Below are 1,148 nucleotides of genomic sequence, written 5' to 3' on the forward strand. Positions count from 1 at the left end.
AGGTGAGGGATTCACTGTGTGAAACCAGCATGATAGCTGGGTGGGTTGAGCAGTTGGTCCCCTACGAAATACAAGATCATGAATTGGCCTTCGTACAGCGAGCCATTGATGCGCCATTGGTTCGAGCACAATGGCGAGCGCGCTTAAGCAGAGCGGGTCACTATCGGTCTGGTTCGATCCGGGCATGATCTGGGTGCCGCGTCCCAGCGGTAAGCGCGGGGGACAGCAGCAATCTAGCGATACTGCGATCCAGACCTGCCTTACGCTGAAAATCCTGTTTGGCCTGCCGTTGCGGCAAACCACGGGCTTCGTGGAAAGCCTGTTGAGGCTGATCGGATTGGACTGGTCGGTCCCGGACTACAGCACGCCATGTCGGCGTCAGAAGACCCTGAAAGTCAGCCTTCCGTACCGTGACGGAACCGACCCGCTGAACCGCTTGATTGATAGCACCGGCATCAAATCCGAGGGTGAAGGCGAATGGAAGGCACGCAAGCATGGCGGTCCCAAACGGCGCAACTGGCGCAACTGGCGCAAGATACACATCGGGATCGACGAAGAAACCCTGGAGGTGCGAGCCGTGGAGGTCACCACCAGCAATGTCGGCCCCTCTCGGCAGCATGCTGCGCATGCGCCTGCCGGGCAATGGATGCCCCGATGCTGCCGGAATTGCTTGCGCAGATCCCACCCGATCAGACCATCGGGTCAGTGACCGCTGACGGGGCGTACGACACGCGCAAATGTCACGATGCGATTGCGGTCCGTGGCGCTCATGCCGTTATTCCACCGCGCAAGTACGCCAAGCCCTGCAACACGAGGGCCGGGGCCATCGCCAGAAACGAAGCAGTCAATGCATCGCGATACCTGGGCCGTGCCCTGTGGCGACGGTGGAGCGGATACCACCGTCGAAGCCGTGTCGAAACCAAACCTCTCGGGACATTTCCTGCGGAAATACCCTGCCGGTCAGTGGATGCATTGTGTGAAGCTGCTGGGGCAGAGCGCCATGGCAAGGGACTTCGACCGGCAAGTCGCGGAAATCCAGATGCGCGTCGCAGTGCTCAACCGCTACACCGCTCTTGGCATACCTATCACCGAGGCCGCAGGATAAGTCTGTCCGGGGATTGGGGAAGTGCGTTCAGGCCTCAATTTGC

Annotated in this window: 1 pseudogene; it reads left to right on the forward strand. The window is 60.0% G+C overall.

What is annotated here, in order from left to right:
• Window positions 1-45: 45 nt before the first annotated feature.
• Window positions 46-1,105, forward strand: a pseudogene (locus GGQ68_RS24075) (IS5 family transposase).
• The last annotated feature ends 43 nt before the right edge of the window (window positions 1,106-1,148 follow it).

This window comes from Sagittula marina, from assembly GCF_014196795.1.
GTDB classification, from domain to species: domain Bacteria; phylum Pseudomonadota; class Alphaproteobacteria; order Rhodobacterales; family Rhodobacteraceae; genus Sagittula; species Sagittula marina.